At 45.8% G+C, this 22,205-nt stretch carries 16 protein-coding genes; 11 read left to right on the forward strand and 5 right to left on the reverse strand.

Annotation, left to right across the window (positions count from 1 at the left end; genetic code table 11):
• Window positions 1-98 precede the first annotated feature (98 nt).
• From NB463_RS17825 to NB463_RS17835, 3 genes are all read left to right on the forward strand, one after another.
• Window positions 99-1,817: a type I secretion system permease/ATPase gene (locus NB463_RS17825; RefSeq protein WP_258431263.1), complete on the forward strand. Its 1,719-nt coding sequence runs from the start codon at window positions 99-101 to the stop codon at window positions 1,815-1,817.
• On the forward strand, window positions 1,792-3,132 hold the full coding sequence (locus tag NB463_RS17830; protein ID WP_005392416.1) for an HlyD family type I secretion periplasmic adaptor subunit: 1,341 nt from the start codon (window positions 1,792-1,794) through the stop codon (window positions 3,130-3,132). Before NB463_RS17825 ends, NB463_RS17830 begins: the two co-directional genes overlap by 26 nt.
• Before the next feature lie 96 nt (window positions 3,133-3,228).
• Window positions 3,229-4,077 (forward strand): mechanosensitive ion channel family protein, encoded by an 849-nt coding sequence (locus NB463_RS17835; protein WP_005392418.1) that lies wholly within the window; start codon window positions 3,229-3,231, stop codon window positions 4,075-4,077.
• 99 nt (window positions 4,078-4,176) lie between these two features.
• Here NB463_RS17835 and fhuB read toward each other — a convergent pair whose 3' ends face one another.
• From fhuB to NB463_RS17855, 4 genes are read right to left on the reverse strand one after another with little or no spacing between them, the layout of a single operon-like run.
• Window positions 4,177-6,144: a Fe(3+)-hydroxamate ABC transporter permease FhuB gene (gene fhuB, locus NB463_RS17840; RefSeq protein WP_258431265.1), complete on the reverse strand. Its 1,968-nt coding sequence runs from the start codon at window positions 6,142-6,144 to the stop codon at window positions 4,177-4,179.
• On the reverse strand, window positions 6,141-7,070 hold the full coding sequence (locus tag NB463_RS17845; protein WP_441351638.1) for an iron-siderophore ABC transporter substrate-binding protein: 930 nt from the start codon (window positions 7,068-7,070) through the stop codon (window positions 6,141-6,143). Before NB463_RS17845 ends, fhuB begins: the two co-directional genes overlap by 4 nt.
• Window positions 7,061-7,846: an ABC transporter ATP-binding protein gene (locus NB463_RS17850; RefSeq protein ID WP_258431266.1), complete on the reverse strand. Its 786-nt coding sequence runs from the start codon at window positions 7,844-7,846 to the stop codon at window positions 7,061-7,063. The genes NB463_RS17845 and NB463_RS17850 overlap by 10 nt, the downstream gene beginning before the upstream one ends.
• Before the next feature lie 51 nt (window positions 7,847-7,897).
• The gene (locus NB463_RS17855; RefSeq protein ID WP_258431267.1) at window positions 7,898-10,003 is read right to left on the reverse strand and encodes a TonB-dependent siderophore receptor; all 2,106 of its coding nucleotides are present in this window, start codon (window positions 10,001-10,003) and stop codon (window positions 7,898-7,900) included.
• Between the two features lie 145 nt (window positions 10,004-10,148).
• Here NB463_RS17855 and NB463_RS17860 point away from each other — a divergent pair, with 145 nt between their 5' ends.
• From NB463_RS17860 to NB463_RS17885, 6 genes are all read left to right on the forward strand, one after another.
• Complete coding sequence (locus tag NB463_RS17860; RefSeq protein ID WP_258431268.1) at window positions 10,149-12,002, forward strand: ABC transporter ATP-binding protein; 1,854 nt, start codon at window positions 10,149-10,151, stop codon at window positions 12,000-12,002.
• Between the two features lie 236 nt (window positions 12,003-12,238).
• Window positions 12,239-13,273: a sensor histidine kinase gene (locus NB463_RS17865; protein WP_258431323.1), complete on the forward strand. Its 1,035-nt coding sequence runs from the start codon at window positions 12,239-12,241 to the stop codon at window positions 13,271-13,273.
• The gene (locus NB463_RS17870) at window positions 13,270-13,968 is read left to right on the forward strand and encodes a response regulator transcription factor (RefSeq protein WP_258431269.1); all 699 of its coding nucleotides are present in this window, start codon (window positions 13,270-13,272) and stop codon (window positions 13,966-13,968) included. The genes NB463_RS17865 and NB463_RS17870 overlap by 4 nt, the downstream gene beginning before the upstream one ends.
• Window positions 13,969-14,119: 151 nt before the next feature.
• Window positions 14,120-14,773, forward strand: a complete 654-nt coding sequence (locus NB463_RS17875) for a potassium channel family protein (protein WP_258431270.1) — start codon at window positions 14,120-14,122, stop codon at window positions 14,771-14,773.
• 1 nt (window position 14,774) lies between these two features.
• Entirely contained in the window at window positions 14,775-16,139 is a 1,365-nt protein-coding gene (locus NB463_RS17880) for a TrkH family potassium uptake protein (protein WP_258431271.1), read from the forward strand.
• Between the two features lie 247 nt (window positions 16,140-16,386).
• Window positions 16,387-17,313, forward strand: a complete 927-nt coding sequence (locus tag NB463_RS17885) for a LysR substrate-binding domain-containing protein (protein WP_005392445.1) — start codon at window positions 16,387-16,389, stop codon at window positions 17,311-17,313.
• Between the two features lie 96 nt (window positions 17,314-17,409).
• Here the strand turns inward: NB463_RS17885 and NB463_RS17890 are convergent, their stop codons facing one another.
• Window positions 17,410-19,146, reverse strand: coding sequence for a BCCT family transporter (locus tag NB463_RS17890; RefSeq protein WP_258431272.1), 1,737 nt, complete (start codon window positions 19,144-19,146; stop codon window positions 17,410-17,412).
• A 334-nt stretch (window positions 19,147-19,480) separates the two neighbouring features.
• Between NB463_RS17890 and NB463_RS17895 the strand changes: the two genes are divergently transcribed.
• Window positions 19,481-20,668: an aromatic ring-hydroxylating oxygenase subunit alpha gene (locus NB463_RS17895; RefSeq protein WP_005392447.1), complete on the forward strand. Its 1,188-nt coding sequence runs from the start codon at window positions 19,481-19,483 to the stop codon at window positions 20,666-20,668.
• A gap of 1 nt (window position 20,669) precedes the next feature.
• Window positions 20,670-22,106, forward strand: a complete 1,437-nt coding sequence (locus NB463_RS17900; RefSeq protein WP_258431273.1) for an aldehyde dehydrogenase family protein — start codon at window positions 20,670-20,672, stop codon at window positions 22,104-22,106.
• Window positions 22,107-22,205: the final 99 nt, after the last annotated feature.

A 22,205-nucleotide genomic window follows, 5' to 3' on the forward strand; every position in this document is an offset into this window, starting at 1 on the left:
TGAACTAACTCGGTCATTCTAGAGTGTATTTGAGGCTGTCTTAAGTTAGGTGCTAGCTTTTGCTAGCGCCTACATTTTCAATTTAAACGGAAATAGTCGTGCAAAAAACGGTTTTCAAAGAAGTGAGACAAAAACTATGCACGCTTGCGGGCTTGCTAATCGCTTTTAGCCTTTTTATCAACATACTAGTCCTCTCGATTCCCTTGTACATGCTTCAAGTGTACAACCGAGTGATATCCTCCTATTCAACCGATACTCTACTTTTGCTCACTATTATCGTGATTGTCGCGTTACTAACCATGTCGATTATTGATATCGCTCGCGCGCAAATGAGTAAATCATTTGGTTATTGGATGGACACCAAACTGTCCACTTTTATGCTTAAGCGCAGCATTCAATACCAATCGCACACAGGGAAGAGTTACACCTCGCAAACGCTGCGAGACATTCAGAACATCAAAAGCTTTTTGAGCAGCCAAGCACCCTATCCACTATTGGATGCGCCTTGGACACCGCTGTTTATTTTGTTCGTATATTTATTGCACCCAGTATTGGGTCACATCGCGTTACTCGGGTCTATCGTATTGTTTAGTCTCGGGCTACTCAATGAGCTAATGACGCGTAAAACCATGCAAGAGAGTGAAGTTAGGGCGATCTCTCATATCAACAACGCCGAGCTAGCCACGCAAAATGCCAATTCAATTCTTGCGATGGGGATGATGAACGCGTTTTTAGAGAAATGGCAGTCGCGCGTGAATGAAGTCAATATGCTCGAAGAGCGAGTGGCAGGTAAGTCCATTTACATGGCTAACTTTTCTAAGTTTGTACGTGGTTCACTACAGATCTTTTTGTTGGGAGGCGGAGCATGGTTAGTGATCCAACATGAGATTACTGCGGGAGCGATGATCGCGAGTTCCATTTTAATGAGTCGGGCACTCTCGCCGATGGAGCAGGCGATTGGAACATGGCGAAGTGCTATGTCTGCTAAAGGCGCGTATAAACGACTAAAAGAAATCGACACAATCGTGCGCCAAGATGAATCGAATATGCCACTGCCAAAGCCAAAAGGACACTATGAACTAACTGGACTTGCTTATCGCCATCCTGGCACAACAGAGCCTGTACTCTCATCGATCAGCTTATCTATTCCTCCCGGAGTCGCTGTCGGAGTTATTGGCCCTTCTGGTACTGGTAAATCGACGTTTGCTCGGTTGTTATTAGGTACGATCAAGCCACTAGCGGGTAAGGTTACGCTTGATGGTATGGAAGTGTCTACTTGGGCATCGGAAGATCGCGGCGCCCATTTTGGTTATCTCGCTCAAGAAGTAGAGTTGTTTCCTGGCACAATTCGGGAGAACATTGCGCGCTTCAAAGAGGAAGACCCCGCTAAAGTCATCAAGGCGGCGCAACTAGCAGGATGTCATGAATTAATACTCAAGAAAAACAAAGGCTATGATTTCGTTATTGGCGAAAATGGCCGTGGTTTATCTGGAGGAGAAAGGCAGAGAATCGCACTTGCAAGAGCCGTTTATGGCGATCCATCTATTGTGATTTTCGATGAAGCTAATGCCAACCTTGATGGTGAAGGAGAGGCTGCATATCAACGTTTGATTGCCCATTTAAAGGCGCAAGGATCAACGATTATCGTCATTGCCCATAATCCGAGTACATTACGACAAATGGATAGATTGCTGTATTTGGCTGAAGGTCGAGTCAAATTATACGGTGCTAAAGATGAAGTATTAAAACGCTTGATGGGCGAAGAAAGAACAGATATTCCAAGGGTAAGAAATGAGCAATCAACTGCCAGCCGTTAATCAGCATCCGTCTGAAACCGTTTATCGTTTTAGTCCGCAAGCGAAACTAAGCTTTCGAAAGCCAATTTTACTTGGTGTGGTGACGCTAAGTATTTTTCTTGGTGGCCTAGGCTACTGGGCTGCGACAGCGAAATTAGAGAGTGCTGCAATTGCTTATGGCGATTTGTCTGTTCTCACTAAGCGCCAAGAAATTCAACATCTAGAAGGCGGCATTATTGAAAAGCTGTACGTGCAGGAGGGGGACTTAGTTGAAAAAGGTCAATTATTAATTCAACTCTCTAAGCGGCAAGCTATGGCGAAGTTGGATTCATTAAGTGGTCAGTTTATTCATACTCTAGCGAAGGAAAACCGTCTAAGTGCTGAGCTAGATGAATTGCCAACGATCGTATGGTCTGATGATCTTGAAAGTATTCCTCGCGTCGATATCGTCCAAGAAGCTCAACTGGTTCAAAACAAGATCTTTGAAGCGAGAAAGCGATTCTTTGATAGTAAGCTGAGCATCATTGAGCAGAGTATTTCTGGGGCAAATTTGGAGCTGGAAAACCTCCAGCAAACCAAAGTAATTGAGAGAGAAAGACTCAATTTTATCGCCGAAGAAATAGACAGTAACCAAGCTCTAGTTCAAAAAGGCTTTTCGGGTAAATCCACCTTACTTCAACTCAAACGTCTTGCGGCGGAAGTGCGGAGTACCTTAAGTCAGTTAGACAGACAATCACTCACAGTAAGCAAAAGGTTGGATGAAAACCAAGCGCAAATTGAAGAGTTGAAGCTTGAAAGACTGAATGAGATTGTCGAGGAGCTACGAAACACCAAAAAGGAAATCGTCGCCATCCGTGAAGAGTATCGCTCAGCCCAAGATATTGTAGCGAGAACAACCATCAATGCACCTATTGCAGGCCGTGTGGTCAACATGCAGGTGTTTACCGAAAAAGGTGTGATTGGTTCGGGTGAAACGCTATTAGAGTTGGTTCCTCAAGACGATAAGTTGTTAGTCGAGGCTCGCGTGAATCCTCAAGATATCGATTTAGTTAACCCGGGTCAGCAGGCGCATGTTCGTCTGACCGCTCTGAATGCTAGAACGTTGGCACCATTAGACGGCACGGTGTTAACGATTTCTGCGGATAAGCTTTCACAAGAAAACCAAGAGGATTTTTACCTCGCTAGAATTGCAATTTCGCAAGAAGATGTAGCCAAACACCGCTTAACTTCAGGAATGAACGCGGAAGTGCTTATTTTATCTGAACCGCGAACGCCTTTAAGTTATTTAATAAAGCCAATCACTGAAAGCATGAATCGCGCCTTTAGAGAGGAGTAATCTCAAAAGTACTTGAGTGAACACGGACAACTGACAGAATAATTTGTTATGGTTACCCGTTACTAGGCCGTATTTTAATTCTAAGGGAGCCGTGGAATGGAGAAAGTGCAGTTAGTCGTCGATTTTCTTCTCACTCATAAACTGATTTTTACCGCACTGATCTTTGTGATTATGTGGTTAATTCGTCGTACCATTTTATCGATGATTCGTGGTGACCATGCCTTTCTTTCTGAAGATCAGCGCAGCTGGATGTCCAGAACTAAGAACGGCACCTTTGCCGTTACATTACTGATTTTATTTATTTTATGGCAATCAGAAATAAACGAGTTTGCTCTAAGTGTCACGGCGATAGCGGTTGCCATTGTTGTGGCATCCAAAGAGATAATTTTGTGTTTTACAGGCTCGATTCAAAGAGCAAGCTCACGTTCTTTTCGTGTCGGTGACTGGATTGAGGTCGGTAAACTGTGCGGCGAAGTGATCGAGCACAATATGATGGCGACGGTGATTCAAGAGATCGACCTGCACCATGGGCAATATCACTACACCGGAAAAACCGCGACCTTACCCAATAGTATGTTTTTTACTTACCCAGTAAAGAACCTCAATTTTATGAAGCGCTACGTCTACCACAATTTTTCTATCGTGGTGAAAGACTTCGTTAATTTGTATCCTCTGTTACCAATCTTGACCGACAAGATTGAAGAGCATTGTAGTTACTTCAGTGATGTTGCACATCGCTACAATGCGATGATCGAAAAACACGCTGGGGTCGATCTTCCCGGAGCAGAGCCACATATGCATATTTCTAGCAATATCAATGGTGAGCAGATTTTGCATGTTATGATTTTCTGCCCGACCGATAAAGCTAACCACTTGGAGCATTTGATTCGTAAAGACTTTATGGAACTTTATGAGCAGCGCTTTCCTGTGGTGAGTGAAAAATAGAGAAGTGTCGTACGCCAGTTAAAACAAACCCCGCTATCAAACATAGCGGGGTTTGTTTTTCTAACGGTATCTCCAGCTCTAACTATATTCCCTGAATACTTAGCTGAATTTACTTTTCAGAATTAAAAACAGAAAGTAAGTACTGCCTAAAATAGCAACCAATGTGCCAGCTGCGACCTGACTTGGATAAATAGCGATTTGTCCCAGCCAATCTGCCCACAACATTAGGGTTGCACCAATTAAGGCTCCGACACTTAGTTGCTCTTTCACTTTTCTTGCTCCTAACATCATCGCCATATGGGGAGCGACCAAGCCAACAAAAGATATCGGACCAACTGTAGCGGTAGAAAAGGCGCATAATAAAGCAACGATGGTGAGCATTAGCGTATTGGCTACGGTGGGGTTAAGTCCTCGTGCATTTGAGAATTGTCGTCCGATGGAAATTAATGTTAGCCAGCGAGAAATCGCGAATACAGCGGTAAGCAGAACTATTATGGCCAAACATAGCATCAGTGCGGTGTCGGCTGTGACTCGATAAATTGAACCAGTTAGCCACAATAAAATTTTGTAACTGTCACCAGAACCTTGAGCTAGCGAAAATTGAACGAGGGCTTCTAATAGTGCCGTTAGTGCGATGCCGGACAACACGAAGTTAGATGGATTAAAATGGCTTCGTTTACCGATAATCAGCAATAACATCAATACGGACATACTTCCGAAAAAAGCGATACCCCAGTTAAATGCGGAGAGAAGTGACCCAGCGATGACTCCAGTCGTAATAATGGCAAACGTGGCTCCGGAAGACACACCGAGAATATCGGGACTTGCCAGAGGGTTGTAAACAATGCGTTGCAAAATGATTCCGGCAACGGATAGAGCCATACCGACAGAAAGTGCGGTTAACATTCGCGGCCAGCGCAATTGCCATTGAAACTCCCCTGGCACGGACCATTGGATCCCGTTTATACCATGGGTAACGAATGAGTAAACCAGAACCCCGACGATGCTCATTATCACTATGCTACAAACTGCGCGCTTAGAAAGCGCCGTTTTTCCTTGGCTCATTGAAAGGTTAAGTTGATCGGTTGCCGTCAGCTTTTTACGAGTAAACCAAATTAAAGCGGGGGCGCCAATAGCTGCAGCCGCTACGCCGCTAGGAATGGTTTCCTCTAACCATAAGCTTAGTGAGATAGCGGCAGAGTCGGTGATGATTAACAACATTGCGCCCAAAAGCATGCTGCTGATCAATTCGTCGCGCGGTGTTCTTGCCCCCATCGCTCTGGCAATATTGGGTGTCAGTAATCCGATGAAGCTGATAATGCCAACTGCGGTGATTGAGGCAGATACCAGCCAAATACCCATCACCATTAACGTGCCAAAAGCAGGTAATACTGCTAACCCACGCGCTGCTGCGCCTTCTTGTCCTAGTTTCATTAAGGTCAGAATGCGTGGTGCGACGATCAAAATTACGATTGCGATAGCGCAGCGAGGCAATAACCACTCAAACCAATCCCAGCTGTATTGTGAAAGGTCGCCCGCTCCCCACATAAAAATATTCTGTGCAAACTGAGCATTTAAAATAATGATGGCTGTGGCAATAGAGCCGAGCAGGATATTAATCACCATCCCTGAAACGACTAGCGGTAAACCCGTCATATTACGCACACCGGCAATAGATACGATCAGGCCAAACGCCACTAAGGCGCCTACCATTGCGGCTAATGCAGAGTAGTCGGCTACCCAATCAACAAACCAAATGTTTACCACGACTAATGCAAGCCAAGCGCCAGAAGAGGTGCCAATAGTCAACGGCGAGGTGAGGTTGTTCTGCGTTAATTGCTGCATTAAGCTGCCAGTGAGACCAAGCATGGCACCAACAAGCAGGGTCATACTTAACCTAGGAAGCTGAGCTTGCGTAAAAAATACGTCACGAAATTCGCTCGCTACCTCTGGTTTTGTTAATAATTGCCACTGTTCGAAGAGTGATAAATTAGTGTCAATTTGTAGACTAAAGACGCTAAGTAACGTAATCAGCGCCAGATAACCAATATAATGTTTCGTTCTCATTGCTTTGGTGCCAACTCTATTAGACTGTCGGTAATCGCTTCAGCGGTGTATTGCAAAGACATAGCACCGCCATACGCCCACACTGCTCTGACTGAATTTACCCGCTGCTTCTTTACAAACGGCATCGCTTGCCAAAGTGGCGAATCTTTCAGTTTGCGTTCTTCTGGAAAAGGTTGTACGTAGAGAACGTAGCTGTTTTGAAGGTTTTGAAGTCGATTAATCCGATCTTGCTTTACGCCCCACGCGCGTGGAGCCTCTTTAATTGGAGCCTGTAATCCCAGTTTTCTAACCACGTAGTCAGTGGTGGAGTTTTCGGTTGCAAGTAATACAGTATTCGGAGTTGAAAATCGCATCACAAGAACGCTGAGTGGAGCAGAGTAATAGTGGCGAATTCGCTGGCGCATCTGCGCAAATGAAGCATCTAATTCTGCCAATTTCTGTTCAGCAAGTGCCTCTTTATTGAATAGCTTGCCGAGCGTACGAAAGTGACGAATGGCCGTTTCAGCTGCGGCCTCATTTTCAGAAAAATTAGGTAAATAGATTACCGGAGCAATTTGTTTGAGTAACGGAATCAAGTCTTGCTGTGGAGACGCAGCAAGGATGACATCTGGCTTCAAGCTGGCGATTTTTTCTAAGTTGGGCTCGGCTCGGGTTCCAATATCTTCAATTGACTCTGGTGCAGTTGGATTGACGACCCATTGGCGGTAGCCTGGTAAATTTGGGGCTGCGATTGGTTCTACGTTTAGCGCCAAAACTTGTTCTAAGATGTCCCAGTTTAAGGCAACAACGCGTTGTGGCGCTTGCTCAAAACTATGCTCACCATATTCATCGGTAACGGTGATGACTGCATTTGCATTAGTCATAAAAAATGCCAACAGAAAAGCAGATTGCATAACCAAAGTAAGTAAACGAGCCACTATGCGCATACAACAGCCACCTTTTGGCTCGCCAATGTGTTGGCTGGAGTTGGATGATCAATGAGCTTAATCGGTGACTCATACAACTCAGAAAGGCGCTCCTCATCTAGCAACATGTCGGCGTTGCCTTCAAAGGCAATTTGACCTTTTTTGAGCGCAACTATGTGGGTGGCGTAGCGTAGTGCTAAATTCAAGTCGTGCAGGATCACGATAATGCCTACGTTTTCGGTTCGATTCAGCTCTGCCAGTAGCGCCATCAGTTGAAATTGATGGTGAACATCGAGCGCGGAGGTCGGCTCGTCTAGGATCAAAATCGGTGATTGTTGAGCCAACAGCATAGACACCCAAGCGCGTTGACGCTCGCCGCCCGATAAGTCATCCGCCAAAGCTTGAGCAAAAGGTGTAACTCCTGTTCGTTCCATAGCCTGCGTGATGATCTGTTTGTCTTCAGCTTTCCAACGACCAAGTGCCCCACGCCACGGAAAGCGGCCTAAGCGCACTAGCTCTTCTACTGTTAAACCAGCCGAAGAGGGCAGCTTTTGTGGCAAATAGGCGATCTGTTTTGCCAACTCTTTGGTTTTAAGTGATGAAAGGGAAGTATCGTTTAGTGTTACCGTGCCTTTATCTGGCGACATTTGACCAGAAAGCAGGTTCACCAGTGTCGACTTACCTGAACCGTTATGGCCTAAAACGACCGTTAGCTCATTTGTTGGGATGTTAAGTTGTTCGATGCCGAGGATCTGACGTCCACCTCGCACGATCTCAATATTAGACAGTTGAAACATGGATGGCTCTTAGGAGAAAACTCCCCTCAATAGAGGGGAGTAGAAGTACAATTACCAGCGGTAGTTTGCGTTTAGCATAACAGAGCGAGACTGGCCGTAGTAACACCAATAATCGCAACCTGAAACAAACTCTTTATCCAGAATGTTGTTCACGTTTAGCTGTGCTTGCCACTGTGAAGTGATGTCGTAAGTGATTGACGCATCCCAAAGAGTGACTGAAGGAACCGTTAGGTTCGAGCTTTTAGGGTTATCTTTTGACTCACCTACGTAGCGCACACCAGTACCGATATTGAGGCCTGGAATCAGGCTGTAGGCGCTGTAGTCTACCCATGCAGAGGCTTGATGTTCAGGAATAAGTGCGGCTTGTTTTTTACCTTGGCCAAAACTCTCATCTGTTTTCGCTTTAGTGTAGGTGTAGCTTGCCATCAGTTTTAGATCGTCGGTTAGCTGCGCCGTGCTTTCAAGCTCAATACCTTGAGAAGTCACTTCCCCCGTTTGTGTCGCGATCCATGTTGAAGGGTTAGTCACCAACGCGTTCTTTTGCGTAATGTCGAACCATGCAAGGTTGATAAAGCCATCCATAAAGCCTGGCTCATACTTCACACCTACTTCTACTTGTTCGCCTTCTAGCGGTTTGTATAGTTCATTGGTTGCTGTATCAATTGTACTGATCACTTCAAACGACTGAGAGTAGTTTGCGTAAGGTGACAGACCATTGTTTGCAAGGAACATCACACCCGCGCTGAGAGACAACTGACCATCATCACGAGATTCGTTTTGATCAACGCCTGCGCCTTTGCCAGAGTTTTCTGTTTTCACCCAGTCGTAACGAACACCCACGTTACCAATCCACTGTTCATGCAGTTTCAATTGGTATTGTGAATAGAGACTTGCTTGAGATTTCTCAATCTCACGTTTCACGTTGTCGGCAGGATCAAGAGGGGTGAAGTTGCCGTAAACTGGGTTCCACGGATTGATGGTGCCAAATGCGTAGTTGTCCTGCTCGTCGCCATCGGTTTTGTGGAATTGCAGATCCATACCGATAAGCACTGTGTGCTCTGCGTTGTCTGTCATCCAGTTGCCGACAGCATTGTTATCGAACGTGATGCTCTGGTTTTTTCCGTCACGGAAGACGATGCCTTGCGTTAATTCTTCTTTCGCTGGATCGTTGTTTGAGAACGCGTAAGAGCTGCGCAAGTACAACTCATTCGAGCCGTAGTTGAGGTTTTGAGAGAATGACCACGTGTCATTGATGTCGTGCTCTAGCAAATAACCTAGAGAGAACTGCGTGCGTTCGTATTTATCGTAGTTTGGCTGACCAAGGTTAGTCGAAGGATCGATTTTGCCAAAGTTAGAAACAATCAGAGTGCCTGCCGCTGGGAAAAATGGGTTGGTTGGCACACCGTCATCACGAAGGTAAGTGGCCAAAACGGTCAGCATTGTGCGGTCAGAAATGTCGAACTCGACGCTTGGCGCTAGATAAAAACGCTCGTTATTGGTGCCGTCCAGTTCGCCATCTTGGCTTGTCATCAGGCCAACCAAACGGTAGCGGATTGTGCCATCGTCGTTTGCTTCATCAGCAATGTCAAAACCCACAGACTGGTGTTGGTTGTTGCCCACTTCGACTTTTACTTCGCCTTGAGGCGTAAACGTTGGTTTTTTCTGCACCGCATTCACGATGCCGCCTGGTGCCGATTCACCAAACAGAATAGCTGATGGGCCTTTAACCACTTCCACACTTTCTAGGCCGTAAGGTTCGACCAACCATGTGTAGTAACCATCGCGGAAGAGGCGGTTGCCGTTTAGGTAAGTCGTAGCATCAAATCCACGAACTTTGAACCAATCGGTGTCGTTGTCGGCACCATAAGGCTGAGCGGTTACGCCAGATGTGTAGCGTAATGCTTCGTCCAATTTTTGCGGTGCACGAACACGAAGTTCATCTTCAGAAATGATAGATACGCTGCGCGGTGTTTCTGCCGCAGGGGTTTCTACTTTAAGTGCTTGCGCGGTGACCGTAATAGTCTCCATTGCAATAATGTCATCTTGTACAACGTCTTCTTGAGCTTGTGCTGTGAATGCAACCACTGCTGCTGTTGGTGCCAAAGCACAGACCAACGCGTTACGGATCGCGATGGTCAGTAAGTTATTCTTTGTCATAAATATATTCCCGACAATTATGATTAACACTAAGCTTAATTGTAATTATTATCATTTGAACTTTTGTTTCGGTATTTTACTGACTTTTGTATCAAAAGATAGTAAAACGTTCGCAAATTCATTCGCGGTACTTAAAGTCGTTGTTATGTTCAATTGGTTTGAAAAACTGACCCAACCCTTTCCCCAGATGGAAACCGAAAAGCCACCGAAGACACTTTTTGGCTTCTGTCGCTTTTACACTCGTGGCTTTGAAGCCCCTTTACTTGTTATGGCTGTGTTCAGTGCGCTTATTGCCATTACTGAGGTGACGCTGTTGCGTTATATGGGCGAGCTCGTCGATATTCTCTCTAATCAAGATCGCGCAACATTCTGGCAAGATCAGGGTGATCGCATGCTAATGATGCTGTTCTTAGTGGCGGTTGTGATGCCAGTTCTCGGTTTTGTCCACTCAATGGTGATGCACCAAACGTTATTGGGTAACTACCCGATGTCTATCCGTTGGTTGATTCACCGTTACTTGCTAAAACAAGCGGTTGGATTTTTCCAACGTGACTTTGCAGGCCGAGTTGCGACCAAAGTGATGCAAAGTGCGTTAGCGGTACGAGAAACGGTCATGAAGTTGGTGGATGTACTGGTTTATATCAGCGTTTATTTTCTTTCGATGCTTTGGATGATGGGCGAGGCCGATGGTTTGCTGATGTTGCCTATTGTGATTTGGATAGGAATGTACGCGGTTATCCAGTTCTACTTTATCCCTAAAATGAAACAAGTAGCGACAGAGCAAGCGGATGCTCGCTCTGTAATGACTGGGCGCATTGTCGATTCTTACACCAACATTTCTACCGTAAAACTATTCGCTCATTCACAGCGAGAGTTGGAATACGCAGAAAGCAGCATGAAGCAGTTTTTGGTGACGGTTTACCGCCAAATGCGCATGGTGACTTGTTTACTGTTTAGTGTGGATGCCATCAACTATTTGCTGCTGATGTCTATCAGTGCCATTTCGGTTTATCTATGGCTAGATCACGCTGTAACAATTGGTGCTATTGCGATTGCCATTAGTATTGCGTTGCGCGTACAAGGAATGTCGAAGTGGATCATGTGGGAAGTTAGCGCACTGTTTGAAAACATCGGTACGGTAGTAGACGGTATTAATACGATTTCAAACGACGTTGAAGTGAAAGACGTACCAAATGCTAAGCCTTTGCAAATCTCTCAAGGTGAGATCTGCTTTGATCACGTAGGTTTTAACTACAGTGATGAGAAGGCAGTATTTGAGAACTTGAATCTGACTATCAAACCGGGCGAAAAAGTCGGCATTGTCGGTCGCTCTGGGGCAGGTAAGTCCACGTTGGTCAACTTGTTGCTGCGCTTTTACGACGTAAATAGCGGTAAGATTTGTATTGATGGGCAGGACATTTCTCAAGTCGAACAAGAGTCGCTTCGCCAACACATCGGTATGATCACGCAAGACACCTCTTTGCTGCATCGTTCAATTAAAGAGAACATTCTTTACGGTGATCCAGATGCTTCAATGGATGCCGTTATCGCAGCTGCTGAGAAAGCACATGCTCATGATTTCATTCAATCTCTACGAGACGAGCAAGGTAACGTTGGCTATGACGTTGAAGTGGGTGAACGCGGTGTGAAGCTGTCTGGTGGTCAGCGTCAACGTGTGGCGATTGCTCGCGTGCTGCTGAAAAACGCGCCAATTTTGATCATGGATGAAGCAACGTCTGCACTTGATTCAGAAGTAGAATCGGCAATTCAAGAAAACCTTGAAGTTCTGATGGAAGGAAAAACAGTTATTGCGATTGCTCACCGTTTATCAACGATTGCCGCGATGGATCGTTTGATTGTAATGGATGACGGCAAAATCATTGAGCAAGGCTCGCATTACGAGCTGCTGCAATTGGGTGGTGTTTACGCTCAGTTGTGGAAGCATCAAACCGGCGGATTTTTGTCTGAGCAAGGTGATGCTCAACTGCAAGTCATCTAATATGACGCTACACGAAAGAGGAGCAAATGCTCCTCTTTTTTGTGTCTGTCGTTTATACCGAGTAAGTAGGCGTTAATGGGCAACGTTAACTTGTGATTATTCATTGAGTTAGGCCAACTTAATGATGATTATGTTTATAACTCACTGTCGTTCTTGCATTTTTTACGCTTTTTTTACGCGAACTCCGAATGGGCTTTTGCTAAAGTTTCTGCATCGAATTTTGGTTGATGTATTTTATGTTTGTTCAATGGCGAGATAACACCTTTCTCTTTTCTACTACCGTGATTGTTGGCGCGGTTGTCGTCTCATGGTTGTTAGACCAACTGTTTGGCTCTACAGCCGCAGTCCTGCTGATTTTACAGTTAGCGGTCGTGGTAGTGGCGTTTCAATGCAACTCGCGATTCGCTTATGCGGCGGCGGTGATCGAAGCGCTGAGCTTCAACTTCTTTTTTACGACACCTCGTTACTCTTTGCAGATGTTTCGTCCGGAAGACATTTTTAATTTAGTCGTGTTTATGGTGGTGGCATTTATCACCAGCACCTTTGCGGATCTTTATCGTCGCCAGCAGGGAGAGTTAAAACAAACCAAGCTGCAAAACAGCATCCTGCTATCGGTGTCCCATGACCTACGCACGCCGCTGGCAACCATTATTGGAACATTGACCACACTCAACGAGTACATGCCCAAGCTCAATGACTTAGAGCGCAAAGAATTGCTCGACAGTGCGACTTCAGAAAGCCACCGTTTGCACCAATATATCGAGAACCTTTTACAGGCGACTAAGCTCCAGCATGGCACATTAAAAATTACCAAAAAAGATGAGCTGATTGCAGATATTGTGCGGGATGCGGTTTCTCGTTTGCCGAATTACACCGAGAAAGTTTCCATGAATATGGATGATTCCGTTGGTTATTTATCAGTAAGTCGTTCGCTCATCGAACAAGCGATTTTTAATGTGCTGGATAATGCCATGCGATTTTCACCAGAGAATGAATCTGTTGAGGTTTCACTTTCTAAGCAGGGTTCGTCGTGCGTGATTGATGTTCGGGACATGGGGATTGGCATCAAAGCTGAAGATACGGAAAAAATATTCAGCCTTTTCTATTCCGGCGCGAACAACAAATCGGCAGATTCAGGCACCGGAATGGGACTCGCGGTTGCCAAAGGCATCATCACCGCACACCAAGGAGAGATTCAATCTATGCCAGTATCAGAAGGGACGCTGATCCGCATTCGACTTCCACTCAATCAAGGAGCAGAGCAGGCGTGAGTTACAAAGTTTTAGTCGTGGACGATGAGCCTCGCATTCATACCTTTATTCGAATTTCGCTGTCTGCTGAAGGGTTTGATTACATTGGCGCGAGTACCATTGCAGAAGCCAAAGCGTGTTTCGAAGCGCATTCGCCGCACGTAATTTTGCTAGATTTAGGCTTGCCCGACGGCGATGGGGCGGAGTTTCTCACTACGCTTCGTCAGACGTATAAAACGCCAGTGCTAGTGCTGACAGCTCGCGATCAAGAAGAGGAAAAAATCCGCCTTTTAGAAGCGGGCGCGAATGATTACTTAAGCAAGCCTTTTGGCGTAAAAGAGCTCATCGCGCGCATCAAAGTGCTGGTTCGAGATTTGGTGGATGAGAAATCCATCGCTGATGAGCTGGTGGCTGGCCGAGTCAAAATCATCAAAAGCACCCACCAATTTTGGTTGGATCAGAGGGAAATTCCACTCACCAAGAAAGAATTTTCTTTCATTGAACAGTTGATTCTCAAGCCGGGAAAACTCATTGAGCAAACTCATTTGCTAGCGGTGATTTGGGGAAAAAGTCATGTCGAAGATACTCACTACTTACGCGTGCTAGTGAGTCAACTACGCAAAAAACTGAACGATAGTGCTGACGAACAGCGGCTATTAAAAACCGAGCCGGGGCTGGGTTATCGTTTAGTGCTTGAGGCGTCCAAGCACCACTAAATTCCAAATTTAATCAACGTTAATGCCAAGGTTTAGTGCTGGTTATCGGCACTCGAACAGGATTCGTGTTGCCTATTTTCCGTGACGGAAAATCAGTCTAGCCCTTAACGCATTAGCATTTTCTATACATAAAACACAGTTAGGTATTGATATGGCTCACTTTACAGTAATTGGTCTAGGGCGGTTTGGCGTTGCCGCCAGCTTAGAACTTATTCATCTTGGACACACCGTAACGGGGGTGGACAGCGACCCGAAAATCGTCGAGAAATACGTCGAAGAGTTAACGCAAACGGTCATATGTGACGCAACAGACGAAGGCGCACTCAGAGAGTTAGCGTTAGCGAACAGTGATGTGGTGTTGGTGGCGATTGGCGAAGACATGCAAGCCAGTTTGTTGTGTACGCTGGCGCTGAAAAATCTGGGTGTGAAATCCATTTGGGTCAAAGCGAGCACCAAAGCGCACCACACCATCGTGTCTAAGCTTGGTGTACAACGCATTATTCATCCGGAAGAGGAGATGGGCGTAAGAGTCGCGCAGGCACTCAACTATCCGATGGTGAACAACTATTTGGAAATGGGTCATGGTTTGTATGTGGTGGAAATCCACGTTAAATCCAATCTGCACGATACGCCGCTTTCTAAGTTGATCAGCCGAGGCAGTTACAACATTCAGCCTATCTTGGTGAAGCGCGAAGAAGCCGTCTACACCAATATCAATGATGAGTTTGTGCTTAATGAGTTCGACACGCTGTTGCTTTGTGGTAGTCGCGCTGAGCTGAAATACGTCGCTCCAAGGTTGGTGTAAGATGGTTTTGTGGCATCCCTCTATTATCCCCATCGAGCGAAAACCCAAAGCGGGCAAAAAATTGTTGGGCGCACCGCCATTAATACTTAGCCTCAGCTTTGCGTGCTTGATCATGCTCGGCACGGTCTTACTCAAACTGCCGATTGCCACCACAGAGCCCATCACTTGGATTCAAAGCCTGTTTACAGCAACATCGGCCATTACGGTGACGGGATTAGTTGTGGTGGACACGGGCACGGCGTTTACGCCTTTTGGGCAAGTGGTTATTGCTTTCCTGATTCAATGTGGTGGCCTAGGTTTGATGACGTTTGCTATCGTGACCTTGCTGGCTCTGGGCGGAAAAATTGGCTTTTTGGAGCGAGCAGTCGCGAGAGAGGCGTTCAACCAGACTGATTCATCGACACTCATTGCCACTGCTAAATCTGTATTGATGTTCGCTCTGCTCGTTGAACTTATTGGTTTCACTATTTTGAGCGTTTATTGGAGTGAAGAGCTGGGCTGGGAAACCAGTTTGTTCCATGGTTTCTTCTACACCATCAGTGCGTTTAACAATGCAGGTTTTGCGTTGAGTGCCGATAGCTTAATGCCTTACGTGGACGACCCGGTCGTTAACTTCACCATTACCAGTTTGTTCATTATTGGTGGTTTAGGCTTCTCGGTTTGGATTGACTTAAAACGCAATCGCCGTTGGCATCGACTCACCGTTTACAGTCGAATGATGAGCTTAGGCACGATGATCATTAACGTGGTGGCACTTATCGTGATTTATCTGATTGAATATGACAACCCCAACACGCTTGGCCCTTTGAGCGAAGCAGGGAAATGGTGGGCATCGTGGTTTCAAGCGGTGACGCCAAGAACGGCAGGGTTCAACACTTTAGCTATCGATCAGTTGGAAGATGCCACAACGGCGATCATTCTGGTGTTGATGTTTATCGGCGGTGGATCATTGAGTACGGCAAGTGGCATTAAAGTTGTGACATTTATGGTATTGGTCTTGGCAACTTACAGCTATTTGCGTCGCGATGAAGCAACCTATGCCTTTCAACGCGAGATTCCCAAAGAGACCATCAGCAAGGCATTGGCGCTGACTCTGATCTCGGTGGGGGTGACTTGGTTTGCCATATTCACGCTGTTACTGACAGAGAAAGCGTCTATGTTAGATATTATGTTCGAAGCGGTCTCGGCACTGGGTACGGTTGGGTTATCGCGAGGCTTAACGGGCAGTTTGTCCGAACCAGGTGAGTTAGTGATCATCTTCATGATGTTTATGGGACGATTAGGGCCTCTTACATTAGCGTACTTCTTAGCCAGTCCAAGAAAGAAAAAAGCGCGTTACGCGAGTACTAAACTGGCAATAGGGTAGATGGGCTAACTCGAAGAAAGTGAGCAAAAGGTTAGGCAAAAGAGGAGTAACTGCTCCTCTTTTTGTGCTCGTTGTAGCCACGAAACTGTATACGGCAGTCTCTCTCACAACAATTTATGATTCATCTCTATTTTTTATCATTTATAAATTGTCGTTTTTGAGGTGTTGTCCAGAATGGCATTATCCACGTGCAACATAAGATTGCCGGGAATAAAAATAATTACAATACTGCCTTACTGGAAGATACATGAAAATCAAACCCCTCCCTCCTTTAAATAGCCTCGTTGCGTTTGAAGCGTCGGCGCGGCACTTGAGTTTTACGTTAGCCGCTGACGAGCTAAACGTGACCCAAGGTGCTATCAGTCGCCAAATTAGACAATTAGAAGAATACTTAGGCAAGGCTATGTTCACGCGAGCCAATCGAAGCATTAATTTAACGCCTACAGGTCTTCAATATTATCAAGCTGTCAGCCAATCTTTGCTCGATATTGCTCAAATCACGGGTGAAGTGAAGAAGTGGCAGGGCGAACAAAAGATCACGGTTGCGACGACAAATGCAATGGCAGCCTTGTGGTTGTTGCCTAAGGTTGCCCAATTTCAAAATGAACATGATGACATCGATATAAGGATATTGGCCTCAGATAATGTGTTGGACTTACGCCGATTAGATTGCGATATCGCCTTGTTTTATTGTCGCACTCCACCTGCGGAAATGGACGTGACAACGCTATTCTCAGAAGAAGTATTCCCTGTGTGTAGCCCGCTTTATCTAGAGAAAATCGGCCAGCCTAGTGAGCCAGAAGAAATCTTCAATAAAACGTTACTCTATCTGGAAGAGTCTCAAAGAGATTGGGTGAATTGGGAGCAGTGGTTTGCGAGTGTAGGATTGCCAAATATTTCGCCTCGTAATCGCATGAACATCAATAACTATCCAATGCTGTTACAAGCGGCAATTAATGGTCAGGGCATCGCGTTAGCCTGGGGCTCATTAGTGGACGACTATTTACAAAGCGGCGCTTTGGTTAGGCCAGTCGAGCATGTTCTTTCAACACCTTCCAATTTTTCTATGCTTGAACCTAAAAATAGAGGTTTAATCCCAGCAAGCGTCAAACGTTTTAGAGAATGGCTTTTGCATCAGTTGCCAGATGAAGTAGGTGATCGAGGCTTAGCTTAAATCAATAAGCAGAGAAAATAACAGAGTTTGGTAATGTTAAAAAAAGCGGGAATATCAGTTCCCGCTTTGTTTGAATTGATTGGATGAAATGACGCACTAAGTGAGTGCTGGTCCTTGATTGAGTGTCGAATCATTTTTTAGCGAGGATGTTGAAGTAATAGGTTCAGAAGCTACCGTTTTGCTTTCAACAAGCGGTTCAACAGGACCATCAAGTTTCTCTTGCTCTGGGTGAACATGTTCAGGAAGCATTGCCCATGGCTTAGGTTCTCGTCGAATACTATGGAACAGTGTTAAGCTCATCACCGCGATAAAAATCGCGATAGGGAAACCGGCAATAATGGAGGCCGTTTGCATTGCTTTTAACCCTCCTGCATATAGAAGCACTCCCGCAATGGCAGCGATCATGATCCCCCACAATACGCGTATAGACGTAGGAGGCTCACTGTGTCCAGCGGCATCGAGGGTACATAGAACTAAGGTACCTGAGTCAGCGGAGGTAATGAAATAAGTACCGAGTAATAAACACGCAAGCACGCTAAGGAGTTTACCAAACATACCTGTATCTAGGTTGTCGAATAGCGTAAACAAAGCGCGTGTCGTATCAGCTTTAGTCGCTTCAAGAATCGGGCCGCCAGAAAAATCCGCAGGTGGTGTTTGTTTGGCTTCTTGTGCCGCAGTGACTTGCTCTTGATGAGCAACACGAGCGTCTTGCTCTACCTTCAACGCTGCACCACCAAATACTGAAATCCATAAGAACGTGATCAGCGTTGGTACGATGAGAGCACCGCCGATAAGTTCACGTATTGTGCGTCCTTTAGAGATACGAGCCACAAACATGCCAACGAAAGGTGCCCAAGTCATCCACCAAGGCCAGTAATAAGCCGTCCACCAGTTTTGCCAGCCAGAGTCATTCTGTGCATCGCTCCATAAGCTCATACCGACAATGTTTTGTGCATAAAGCCCCGTACTTTCGAGTAGCGTATTTAAGATATAGCGAGTTGGACCAATGTAAAGTACGACTAGCACGAGTGCGAGTGAAAGCAGCATGTTCCATTCTGATAAACGGCGAATACCTTTTCCTACACCAGATAGCACCGACGCAACCGCACAAGTACAAAGGGAAACGATAATAAAGAGTTGAATCCCCAAACTAATGTCTAGACCAAAGGCTTGATTCAAACCAGAGTTTATTTGGATAACTCCCATCCCCAAGGTTTGAGAGATACCGAAAGCAGTCACCGCGACTGTTAGGATATCAACCGTGTGCCCGATAGGCCCATAAATACGATCGCCAATCAAAGGGTACAAGATAGAGCGTAGGGTAAAAGGCAGATCTTTACGGTAGGAAAAGTAGGCTAATGCGAGTGCAACAATAATAAAGACAGACCAAGGATGTAGACCCCAGTGAAAGAATGTCAGTTTCATTGATGTTGTTGCGGCTTCATTGGTCAGGCCTTGAGTAAATGGGTTGTCAGCGTAATGCCACATCGGTTCGGCGACCGACCAGAAAATTAAGCCTATCCCCATGCCTCCGGAAAAAAGCATGGATACCCAAGACAAATAACTAAACTCTGGTTTTTCGTCATCTTTACTCAAACGAATATGTCCATATCGACTAACCATAAGATAAAGAAGAAAACCGACAACGAGTGAAACAAGTCCGATGTAAAACCACTTCATATTCTGCAGCAAAATGCCGGAAATCGTTTCGAAGTATTGGCCCGCTTGGTTGGCGAGAATGGCGCAGAAAAGTACAAAACCGATAACGACGATCTTTGATGCGATAGTCACAGTCGGATTGAGTCCTTTCAATATCCCAGATGTTGCTCTCATAGGCATCCCTCACAGTGCGTTTGTTTTAGCGTTATTGTTTTAGCGTTATTGTTTGTTGCGTTATTGTTAATTTTTTGAAAGAGAGTAGAGAGAGGGCTTTTGTGTTTCAACTGATTAATACTCATCGGTTAATGAGTATTAATCATGACAAGAAGAACCTTGTTAATTAAAAGGTTATTTTGTTGTTTGAGATCAATGCACGAATGACAAAAACTCATCCAAACCCGGCGAAAAAGTCGTTTGTTTGTTGCTGGGTTGTTAATCAAAATCATCTCCACTAACACAACACGATGTTGTACGCACTGGATGCAACTCGACTCTCGGAGATAAGAATATGAGCAATGTCAACCAAACCATTATTCCTGTTGAACTTGTTGATAATGTACTGAACCCAATCAGTGAAGCAACAGGAATGCCGAATCAGGCCTACACCAGCGAAGAGTATTTTACTTTTGAGCGTGATCAGGTGTTTGGTAACACTTGGGTATGCATTGGTTTTGCATCAGACCTGCTTAAAAATGGCTATGTGATGCCACTTGATTTCATGAATCTTCCACTACTCATGATGAGAAATCGTCAAGGTGAAGTCCAAGTCTTCCACAACGTATGTAGTCATCGTGGTATGAAGCTGGTGCATGAGGCAGGCGAAGTTCAAGGCATGATTCGCTGTCCTTACCATTCATGGACGTACGATCTTGACGGCAATCTAAAAGGCACACCACACATCGGTGGTATCGCAAAACACAAAGATGATCGATTTAAGTGTGAAAAACACGGCCTTAAGCCACTTCGTTCAGCCGTTTGGATGGACATGGTATTCGTTAACTTATCGGGCAATGCAGAAAGCTTTGAAGATCATATCGCGCCGCTAGAGCAACGTTGGCAGCAATTCTTAGGTGAAGATGGGTTAGGGCTTCTTCGCCGCGTGAACATGGGTGGCAACTTAGAGATCGAAGTGAAAAGTAACTGGAAGCTTGCCGTAGAAAACTACTGCGAGGCTTACCACTTACCTTGGGTGCATCCGAGTTTGAACAGTTATTCTCGCCTAGAGGATCACTACAACATCATGTTTGCAGAGCGCTTTGCTGGTCAAGGTAGTCTCGCGTACAACCTTTCTGATACAGCAGGAACACACTTACCTAAATTTCCAAGCTGGCCAGAAGATAAACTGCGTCATGCAGAATACGTTGCACTCTTTCCAAACGTGTTGCTTGGTATTCAAGCCGATCATGCCTTTGCAATGATGATTGAACCAATCACTGCGAATAAGAGTGTTGAGCACCTACGTGTTTTCTATGTGGGTGATGAAGCAACGAAAGATGAGTTTGCTGCGTGTCGTACCGCTACCGTTGAGTCGTGGCGAGTCGTGTTCGGCGAAGATATTGGAGCGGTCGAAGGTATGCAGGAAGGTCGTTACTCACCTGGCTTTAGTGGTGGCGTGTTCTCACCAGAAATGGATGTTCCGACGCATTTCTTCCAAACCTGGTTGGCAAAGCAAGTGAAAGCGGCACTGGAGCAGTAAGATGATGCATTACCTTAATTATATTGATGGTGAGTGGTGCGATTCAGAGCAAGCGCTGACCGTCATGAATCCTGGCACAGCCGAAGCGTATGCGACGATTGCAGAAGCCACTATCACCGATGCCGATCGCGCAATGGCAGCGGCACGCCGAGTGGTCAATCAAGGCCTTCTTTCGGACGTTCGTCCCGCCGTCAGAACCGAGTGGATGTTAAAAGCCGCCGCAGCTATTCGTGAAATGGTTGATGAAGGTGGGTTAGTTGCCTGTCGTGAAAATGGGAAATCTTTGCAAGATGCCAAAGATGAGTTTTTAGAGTCGGCACGTTACTTCGAATACTACGCTGGCATGGCCGACAAGCTGGAAGGCACGTCAATTCCGTTGGGTAAAGACTATGTCGACTTCACTCAATATGTGCCGTTTGGCGTGTCAGTGCAGATTGTGCCGTGGAATTTCCCTGTCTCTATTTGTGCACGCTCATTGGCACCTGCATTAGCCGCAGGTAACGCAGTGGTGATCAAATCGCCAGAGATTTCTCCACTTGCCATGACGTTGTTGATTAAAGCGATTGAAAAAGCGGGCTTCCCAAAAGGCACGATTAACTTGCTATGTGGCAAAGGCTCAGTCGTTGGCAGTCATTTGGTGCAGCACCAAGACGTTGATCAAATTGTCTTTACGGGTTCGGTACCGACCGGCCAACGCATCCTGAAAGATTCAGCGCAACGCGCCACACCATCTGTGATGGAGCTGGGTGGTAAATCGGCCGCTATCGCACTGAAAGATGTGAGTCTCGAAACGCTTTTACAAAGCGTTCAAGTCGGTATTTTCTTTAACGCGGGTCAAGTTTGTTCGGCAATGTCTCGTTTGCTGATTCAAAAAGAGCGTTATGAAGAAGTAAAAGCGGCGGTTGTGGAAATGGCAAAAAGCCTAACCATTGGCCAAGGCGAAAGCCAGCCGGACATCACACCGTTGGTATCGGCTGATCAACAAGCACGCGTGCTTGAAATGATAGAGCAAGCAAAAGCCGACGGCGCAAACATCCTGACGGGTGGCTACGCACCTGATCTATCGGGTTACTTTGTGGCACCAACAGTGATTGAAGCCACGCCAGATATGCGCATTGCACAAGAAGAAGTGTTTGGTCCTGTGTTGGTGATTACACCGTTTGAAACTGAGCAAGAAGCAATCGAGATCGCGAATGGCACCGATTTTGGCCTGGTCGCTGGTGTCTTTGGTGAAAGCCTAAACCAAACATTGCGTGTGGCGCAGCAACTGCGTGGTGGGCAAGTGTTCATCAATGAATGGTTTGCTGGTGGTATCGAAACACCATTTGGTGGCGTGGGCTTGTCCGGTTTTGGGCGAGAAAAAGGACAAGAAGCGATTTATAGCTATGTCCAGACACGCAATATTGCTATTCGTTTGCAGCAAGACAGCAACGTATAGCTACCGTGTAACTTGATTTTCATCACCTCGCACCGGCTTGGATTTCAGACCACAAGCTAGGGCGAGGTTGATGGAATCGCTACAAATCTGACAGTGGTT

The sequence above is a fragment of the Vibrio sp. RM-41-2B genome, assembly GCF_024744415.1.
GTDB lineage: Bacteria > Pseudomonadota > Gammaproteobacteria > Enterobacterales > Vibrionaceae > Vibrio > Vibrio diabolicus.